This window comes from Escherichia sp. MOD1-EC6021 (genome assembly GCF_002965245.1).
GTDB classification, from domain to species: Bacteria; Pseudomonadota; Gammaproteobacteria; order Enterobacterales; family Enterobacteriaceae; genus Escherichia; species Escherichia coli_F.
The window spans coordinates 102,723-111,329 of record NZ_PTRU01000016.1 but is presented as its reverse complement, the minus strand read 5'-3'; the positions used below and the strand labels follow the sequence as shown (position 1 = coordinate 111,329).

The window sequence follows — 8,607 nt, the reverse complement described above, 5'->3', positions numbered from 1 at the left end:
GTTGGGGTATCGCCAAGCGGTAAGGCACCGGATTCTGATTCCGGCATTCCGAGGTTCGAATCCTCGTACCCCAGCCACATTAAAAAAGCTCGCTTCGGCGAGCTTTTTGCTTTTCTGCGTATATTCAATGTCGAATGCGATGTTGACACGTCTTATTCTTCAAAGTCGGATGCGACGCTGATGCGTCTTATCCGACCTACAGTTGGCATGCATCCGGCAATGTTGTAAGGCTACAACCCTAACGCATATTTCAGCGCCTGCCGTTTCAATACGCCAGCACGCTCCGCCGCCATTAACCCGAGATTACGCACAAAACGCAGCGGTGGTAGATTATTGCTGAATCCAGCATAAAACAGGTCCATACCGCTTTGCATAATGAAGTTATCCGCCATGCGCCGCATCTGGTAACGCTTGAGGACAGGATAACTGGCCCACGCTTCACCGTAGCTGCGGGCATTCACCAGAACGTCAATCAGCGCATCAACATCGCGATAACCGAGGTTAACCCCCTGCCCCGCCAGCGGATGAATGGTGTGCGCGGCATCGCCCACCAGCGCAAGCCCTGGTTGCACATACTGCAACGCATGGCGGCGCGTCAGCGGAAACGCACCAGCAGCAAGCGGCGTTACATAACCCAGACGTGACGGGAAATGCTTCGCGATTTCCGCCTGGAGCTGCGCCATATTCATATTCTGCAACTGGCGAATACGCGCTGGTGAGTCGTACCACACCAGCGATGCCCAGTTATCAAACAGCGGCAGAAACGCGCGCGGCCCGTCCGGAGTAAACTGCTGCCAGGTGCTGTCGCCGGGATCGTTCTCACACTGTACGCTAATCAACATACACGACTGTGCATACTGCCAGGCATGAACGCCAATTCCCGCCATTTGCCGCACCTGCGAATTTGCACCGTCAGCGCCAATCACCAGCTTCGCCTGGATCACTTCGCCCCCCTTCAGTTCCAGCTCCTGAAGATCATTATGGCGATGCAGAGCAATCAGTGAGCCTGGCACACGTAACGTTACTTTCGGATGCGCTTCCAGCGCCTGCCACAGCGCCTGTTGCAGGACAGTGTTTTCCACCATGTAGCCAAGCAACGGTAGCTTAAGTTCAGCGGCGTCAAACACCACATGCGCCGTTTCCCACTCCCACGTTTCCAGTCTGCGGTAAGGATGGCAACGCATAGCCTGTACCGCGTCCCAGACGCCTAAACCTTTAAGCAATGATACCGAAGCCGCACTAATCGCCGAGATCCGCACGTCAGGCTGGCTGTCAGCGACAAACGGCGCAGGTTCTGCGTGCTCGATTACCGTTACCGAAAATCCGTGCTGAGCCAGTCCCAGCGCCAGTGCGCCGCCGACCATTCCTCCGCCGACAATGGCAATTTCCGTTGGTTGATTTGTCATGGTCAATCATCCTGTTAGCAATATGCTTTAAGTTTACAGGATTTTTACCCCCAAGGGCTGATAACGCTCATACTGGTCACAACGGCAGCAAAGCATTACACTATGCGCCCTGCATTCCTGGCTACTATTTCGCAAGAGCAAGTCGATGACCAAAAAACTCCATATTAAAACCTGGGGCTGTCAGATGAACGAGTACGATTCATCGAAGATGGCCGATCTGCTGGATGCCACCCACGGCTATCAACTGACCGACGTGGCGGAAGAAGCGGATGTGCTGCTGCTGAATACCTGCTCAATCCGCGAGAAGGCTCAGGAAAAAGTCTTCCATCAGTTGGGTCGCTGGAAACTGTTAAAAGAGAAGAATCCAGACCTGATTATCGGCGTCGGCGGCTGCGTGGCATCGCAAGAAGGCGAGCACATTCGCCAGCGCGCCCACTATGTTGATATTATTTTTGGGCCGCAAACGCTGCACCGTCTACCAGAGATGATCAACTCCGTACGCGGCGACCGCAGCCCGGTTGTAGATATCAGCTTCCCGGAAATCGAGAAGTTTGACCGTCTGCCGGAACCGCGTGCCGAAGGACCAACCGCGTTTGTCTCCATCATGGAAGGCTGCAATAAATATTGCACCTACTGTGTGGTGCCTTACACCCGTGGTGAAGAGGTAAGCCGTCCTTCCGACGATATTCTGTTTGAGATTGCCCAGCTTGCGGCTCAGGGCGTGCGTGAAGTCAACCTGCTCGGTCAGAACGTGAACGCCTGGCGTGGTGAGAACTACGACGGCACCACCGGATCGTTTGCCGATCTGCTGCGTCTGGTTGCGGCGATCGACGGGATCGATCGTATTCGCTTTACCACCAGCCATCCGATCGAATTCACCGACGATATCATCGAAGTGTATCGCGACACGCCGGAGCTGGTGAGCTTCCTGCATCTGCCGGTTCAGAGCGGTTCCGATCGCATTCTAAACCTGATGGGACGTACCCACACGGCGCTGGAGTACAAAGCGATCATCCGTAAATTGCGTGCGGCGCGTCCTGATATTCAGATCAGTTCTGACTTCATTGTCGGCTTCCCGGGCGAAACCACCGAAGACTTCGAAAAAACGATGAAGCTGATTGCCGACGTCAATTTCGACATGAGCTACAGCTTTATCTTCTCCGCTCGTCCAGGAACGCCTGCCGCCGATATGGTTGATGATGTTCCGGAAGAAGAGAAGAAGCAGCGTCTGTATATTCTGCAAGAGCGCATTAATCAGCAAGCGATGGCATGGAGCCGCCGTATGCTCGGCACCACCCAGCGTATTCTGGTAGAAGGTACATCGCGTAAGAGCATCATGGAGCTTTCCGGTCGTACTGAAAATAACCGCGTGGTCAACTTCGAGGGCACACCGGATATGATCGGTAAATTCGTCGATGTAGAAATTACCGACGTCTACCCGAACTCTCTGCGCGGTAAAGTGGTGCGAACTGAAGATGAAATGGGTCTGCGCGTGGCAGAAACACCGGAATCGGTGATTGCCCGTACCCGCAAAGAAAATGACCTTGGCGTGGGTTATTATCAGCCGTAATTCTCAGGCCCGCCGTTCCGGTGGGCCTTGTTTTTTCTCTCTTTATCCCCATCTTTATCTCAATGCTTGCGCCTTTTTCCTGTGGCGTGAATAATTTCCTTATAGGCCGGTGAATGTTCAGCTTCCGGCGGCATACAGATAAGAGGAACGGTTTGAACATAGACACTCGCGAAATTACTCTGGAGCCAGCAGACAACGCACGTCTGTTGAGCCTGTGCGGCCCGTTTGATGACAACATCAAACAACTCGAACGCCGTCTCGGCATCGAAATCAATCGCCGTGATAACCACTTTAAACTGACCGGCCGTCCGATTTGCGTCACCGCTGCGGCAGACATTCTGCGTAGCCTGTATGTCGATACTGCCCCGATGCGCGGTCAGATTCAGGATATCGAGCCGGAACAGATCCACCTGGCGATTAAAGAAGCACGCGTGCTGGAACAAAGTGCGGAGAGCGTGCCGGAGTATGGCAAAGCGGTCAATATCAAGACCAAACGCGGCGTAATCAAGCCGCGCACGCCAAACCAGGCGCAGTACATCGCCAATATTCTCGACCATGACATTACCTTCGGCGTTGGCCCGGCGGGTACGGGTAAAACCTACCTGGCAGTGGCTGCGGCAGTTGATGCCCTGGAGCGTCAGGAAATTCGCCGTATTCTGCTGACTCGTCCGGCGGTAGAAGCCGGTGAGAAACTGGGCTTCCTGCCTGGCGATTTAAGCCAGAAAGTAGATCCGTATCTGCGCCCGCTGTACGACGCGCTGTTTGAAATGCTGGGCTTTGAGAAAGTCGAGAAACTGATTGAGCGCAACGTTATTGAAGTCGCGCCGCTGGCCTATATGCGTGGCCGTACGCTGAACGACGCGTTTATCATTCTCGATGAAAGCCAGAACACCACCATCGAACAGATGAAGATGTTCCTGACCCGTATCGGTTTTAACTCAAAAGCGGTTATTACCGGCGACGTCACGCAGATCGACTTGCCGCGTAATACTAAATCAGGTTTACGTCACGCTATCGAAGTGTTAGCCGATGTCGAAGAGATCAGCTTTAACTTCTTCCACAGCGAAGACGTGGTTCGTCACCCGGTAGTAGCGCGTATCGTTAACGCTTATGAAGCCTGGGAAGAAGCCGAACAAAAACGAAAAGCGGCGCTGGCAGCAGAACGCAAGCGCGAAGAACAGGAACAAAAATGAGTCAGGTGATCCTCGATTTACAACTGGCATGTGAAGATAATTCCGGGTTACCGGAAGAGAGCCAGTTTCAGACATGGCTGAATGCGGTGATCCCGCAGTTTCAGGAAGAATCGGAAGTGACTATTCGCGTGGTCGATACCGCCGAAAGCCACAGCCTCAATCTGACCTATCGCGGTAAGGATAAGCCGACCAACGTGCTCTCCTTCCCGTTTGAAGTACCGCCTGGCATGGAGATGTCGCTGCTGGGCGATCTGGTTATCTGCCGCCAGGTCGTTGAGAAGGAAGCACAGGAGCAAGGCAAACCACTGGAAGCGCACTGGGCGCATATGGTGGTGCACGGCAGTCTGCATTTGTTAGGTTACGATCACATCAAAGACGACGAAGCAGAAGAAATGGAAGCCCTCGAAACAGAGATTATGCTTGCTCTGGGCTATGAGGATCCGTACATTGCCGAGAAAGAATAATTTGCCAGGCATTTGACTGGCAGACGTCCCCGCCGTTGGTGATTAACGACGGCGTTTTGATTAACTAACATGAGAACCCATACGACGCCATGAGCGACGACAATTCACACAGTAGTGACACGATAAGCAACAAGAAGGGATTTTTCTCCCTGTTACTCAGCCAACTTTTCCACGGTGAACCGAAAAACCGTGACGAACTGCTGGCGCTGATCCGTGATTCCGGGCAGAACGACCTTATCGACGAAGATACGCGCGATATGCTCGAAGGGGTGATGGACATCGCAGACCAACGCGTTCGCGACATCATGATCCCCCGCTCCCAGATGATTACCCTGAAACGCAACCAGACGCTGGACGAATGCCTTGATGTCATCATCGAGTCCGCCCACTCACGTTTCCCGGTGATTAGCGAAGACAAAGATCACATTGAAGGGATTCTGATGGCGAAAGACTTGCTGCCGTTTATGCGCAGCGATGCAGAAGCCTTCAGCATGGACAAAGTGTTACGTCAGGCGGTTGTCGTTCCTGAAAGTAAGCGCGTAGACCGGATGCTGAAAGAGTTTCGCTCTCAGCGTTACCACATGGCGATCGTCATTGACGAATTCGGTGGGGTTTCCGGTCTGGTGACCATTGAAGATATCCTGGAACTGATTGTTGGTGAGATTGAAGACGAGTATGACGAAGAAGATGATATCGACTTCCGTCAGCTGAGTCGTCATACCTGGACCGTGCGCGCACTGGCTTCCATCGAAGATTTCAACGAAGCCTTCGGCACCCACTTTAGCGATGAAGAAGTCGACACCATCGGAGGTCTGGTGATGCAGGCATTTGGGCATCTCCCGGCGCGTGGCGAAACCATCGACATCGACGGTTACCAGTTCAAAGTGGCGATGGCTGACAGTCGGCGTATTATTCAGGTTCATGTCAAAATCCCGGATGACTCACCCCAGCCAAAGCTGGATGAATAAAACCGAAACTGGATAGATAACTACATGGCTTTTGCCTCATTAATTGAACGCCAGCGCATTCGCCTGCTGCTGGCGTTATTATTCGGTGCCTGCGGAACGCTGGCCTTCTCTCCTTACGACGTCTGGCCTGCGGCGATTATTTCGCTGATGGGGCTTCAGGCGTTGACCTTTAACCGTCGTCCACTCCAGTCTGCCGCTATTGGCTTTTGCTGGGGATTTGGTCTCTTTGGCAGCGGCATTAACTGGGTCTATGTCAGCATCGCGACCTTTGGCGGAATGCCTGGCCCGGTTAACATCTTCCTGGTGGTACTGCTGGCGGCGTATTTGTCGCTGTATACCGGACTGTTTGCTGGCGTGCTGTCGCGTCTGTGGCCGAAAACCACCTGGCTGCGCGTGGCGATTGCCGCCCCTGCTCTCTGGCAAGTGACCGAGTTTCTGCGCGGTTGGGTGCTGACTGGCTTCCCGTGGTTGCAGTTCGGCTATAGCCAGATTGACGGTCCGTTAAAAGGACTGGCACCGATAATGGGCGTGGAAGCCATTAACTTCCTGCTGATGATGGTAAGCGGCCTGCTGGCACTGGCGTTGGTCAAACGCAACTGGCGTCCGCTGGTGGTGGCCGTCGTGCTGTTTGCCCTTCCCTTCCCGCTACGTTACATCCAGTGGTTTACCCCGCAACCGGAGAAAACCATTCAGGTTTCGATGGTTCAGGGCGACATTCCGCAATCGCTGAAGTGGGATGAAGGCCAGCTTCTCAATACGCTGAAGATTTACTACAACGCAACGGCACCGCTGATGGGCAAATCATCGCTGATTATCTGGCCGGAGTCGGCGATAACCGACCTGGAAATTAATCAGCAGCCGTTCCTCAAAGCACTGGACGGTGAGTTGCGTGATAAAGGTAGCTCGCTGGTCACCGGGATTGTCGACGCGCGTCTCAATAAGCAGAATCGCTACGATACCTACAACACCATCATCACGCTGGGTAAAGGTGCACCGTATAGCTACGAATCAGCCGATCGCTATAACAAAAACCATCTGGTACCGTTTGGCGAGTTTGTCCCGCTGGAGTCGATTCTGCGTCCGTTAGCACCGTTCTTTGATCTGCCGATGTCGTCATTCAGCCGTGGACCATATATCCAACCACCGCTGTCGGTAAATGGTATTGAGCTTACTGCGGCTATTTGCTACGAGATCATTCTCGGCGAGCAAGTGCGCGATAACTTCCGCCCGGATACCGACTATCTGCTGACTATCTCCAACGATGCGTGGTTTGGTAAGTCTATTGGCCCATGGCAGCACTTTCAGATGGCGCGAATGCGTGCGCTGGAGCTGGCGCGCCCGCTGCTGCGTAGCACCAACAACGGCATTACGGCGGTGATTGGCCCGCAGGGTGAGATTCAGGCGATGATCCCGCAATTCACCCGCGAAGTGTTAACCACTAATGTGACGCCGACCACCGGACTCACACCGTACGCACGTACCGGCAACTGGCCGCTGTGGGTGCTGACGGCACTGTTTGGTTTTGCCGCTGTGTTGATGAGTCTGCGTCAACGACGTAAATAATCCCTTCTTATCGTGCCGGAATACATCCCGTATTTCGGCACGCTCGCCGGATGTGGTATCAGTGCGTTATCCGGATGACAAAATTCCCCTATCCAACTTTGGCACATCTATTGCTTTGTTATACAAGGCAAAGCTTGAACCCGCGTCAGTACAACCCGGTTGCACCACAGCAATCCACCGGTAGCACCAAAAGAGTGCTTTTTAAGAATTTTGCTTCGGAATGGTGCGGCGCATCTCGCAAAAACAAACAATAAAACATCAATATCTTTACATTTAGCCAAACTAAATGTTACCTAACAAACACAACACTGCACAATAAAGTTGCAGATGATAACAACACAAACACTCACAACGGGTATCCATGCGTTCTTAACGCAGAAGATAAAGGAGTTGGATATGCAATTACGTAAACCTGCCACAGCAATCCTGGCCCTGGCGCTTTCCGCAGGCCTGGCACAGGCAGATGACGCCGCCCCGGCAGCGGGCAGTACGCTGGACAAAATCGCCAAAAACGGTGTGATTGTCGTCGGTCACCGTGAATCTTCAGTACCTTTCTCTTATTACGATAATCAGCAAAAAGTGGTGGGTTACTCGCAGGATTACTCCAACGCCATTGTTGAAGCAGTGAAAAAGAAACTCAACAAACCGGACTTGCAGGTGAAACTGATTCCGATCACCTCACAAAACCGTATTCCGCTGCTGCAAAACGGCACTTTCGATTTTGAATGTGGTTCTACCACCAACAATGTCGAACGCCAAAAACAGGCGGCTTTCTCTGACACTATTTTCGTGGTCGGTACGCGCCTGCTGACCAAAAAAGGCGGCGATATCAAAGATTTTGCCGACCTGAAAGACAAAGCCGTAGTCGTTACTTCCGGCACTACCTCTGAAGTTTTGCTCAACAAACTGAATGAAGAGCAAAAAATGAATATGCGCATCATCAGCGCCAAAGATCACGGTGACTCTTTCCGCACCCTGGAAAGCGGTCGTGCCGTTGCCTTTATGATGGATGACGCTCTGTTAGCCGGTGAGCGAGCGAAAGCGAAGAAACCAGACAACTGGGAAATCGTCGGCAAGCCGCAGTCTCAGGAAGCCTACGGTTGCATGTTGCGTAAAGACGATCCGCAGTTCAAAAAGCTGATGGATGACACTATCGCTCAGGTGCAGACCTCCGGTGAAGCGGAAAAATGGTTTGATAAGTGGTTCAAAAATCCAATTCCGCCGAAAAACCTGAACATGAATTTCGAACTGTCGGACGAAATGAAAGCACTGTTCAAAGAACCGAATGACAAGGCACTGAACTAATTACAAGAACCAGGGGCGGAAATTCCAGCCCTCTCGATTGTTACGTAGCACGGACAGACTATACGCCTGATGGTCGTTCCCCATCGGGCCTGAAAACCGCAATACGCTGGGTAACAATCTTCGAGGGTAGCAGTTAAC

At 52.7% G+C, this 8,607-nt stretch carries 7 protein-coding genes and 1 tRNA gene; 7 read left to right on the top strand and 1 reads right to left on the bottom strand.

What is annotated here, in order from left to right:
• Positions 1-2 precede the first annotated feature (2 nt).
• Positions 3-77: transfer RNA gene (locus BEB54_RS18320), tRNA-Gln, on the top strand.
• A gap of 153 nt (positions 78-230) precedes the next feature.
• Here the strand turns inward: BEB54_RS18320 and ubiF are convergent.
• Positions 231-1,406 carry a 3-demethoxyubiquinol 3-hydroxylase gene (ubiF, locus tag BEB54_RS18315; protein ID WP_105277485.1) on the bottom strand — a complete coding sequence of 392 codons (1,176 nt, stop codon included), beginning with the start codon at positions 1,404-1,406 and terminating at the stop codon, positions 231-233.
• Between the two features lie 145 nt (positions 1,407-1,551).
• Between ubiF and miaB the strand changes: the two genes are divergently transcribed.
• The 6 genes from miaB to gltI all read left to right on the top strand — a co-directional run bounded on the left by miaB (position 1,552) and on the right by gltI (position 8,469).
• Positions 1,552-2,976 (top strand): tRNA (N6-isopentenyl adenosine(37)-C2)-methylthiotransferase MiaB, encoded by a 1,425-nt coding sequence (gene miaB, locus BEB54_RS18310; RefSeq protein WP_000162740.1) that lies wholly within the window; start codon positions 1,552-1,554, stop codon positions 2,974-2,976.
• Positions 2,977-3,128: 152 nt separating this feature from the next.
• On the top strand, positions 3,129-4,169 hold the full coding sequence (locus BEB54_RS18305; protein WP_001018040.1) for a PhoH family protein: 1,041 nt from the start codon (positions 3,129-3,131) through the stop codon (positions 4,167-4,169).
• Positions 4,166-4,633 carry an rRNA maturation RNase YbeY gene (ybeY, locus tag BEB54_RS18300; RefSeq protein ID WP_032250167.1) on the top strand — a complete coding sequence of 156 codons (468 nt, stop codon included), beginning with the start codon at positions 4,166-4,168 and terminating at the stop codon, positions 4,631-4,633. Before BEB54_RS18305 ends, ybeY begins: the two co-directional genes overlap by 4 nt.
• A gap of 89 nt (positions 4,634-4,722) precedes the next feature.
• A complete protein-coding gene (gene corC, locus BEB54_RS18295) occupies positions 4,723-5,601 on the top strand; it encodes a CNNM family magnesium/cobalt transport protein CorC (protein ID WP_001278605.1) in 879 nt (292 codons plus the stop codon).
• Positions 5,602-5,625: 24 nt separating this feature from the next.
• Positions 5,626-7,164: an apolipoprotein N-acyltransferase gene (lnt, locus tag BEB54_RS18290; RefSeq protein WP_000853024.1), complete on the top strand. Its 1,539-nt coding sequence runs from the start codon at positions 5,626-5,628 to the stop codon at positions 7,162-7,164.
• Between the two features lie 396 nt (positions 7,165-7,560).
• Positions 7,561-8,469: a glutamate/aspartate ABC transporter substrate-binding protein GltI gene (gene gltI / locus BEB54_RS18285; RefSeq protein ID WP_001309342.1), complete on the top strand. Its 909-nt coding sequence runs from the start codon at positions 7,561-7,563 to the stop codon at positions 8,467-8,469.
• The last annotated feature ends 138 nt before the right edge of the window (positions 8,470-8,607 follow it).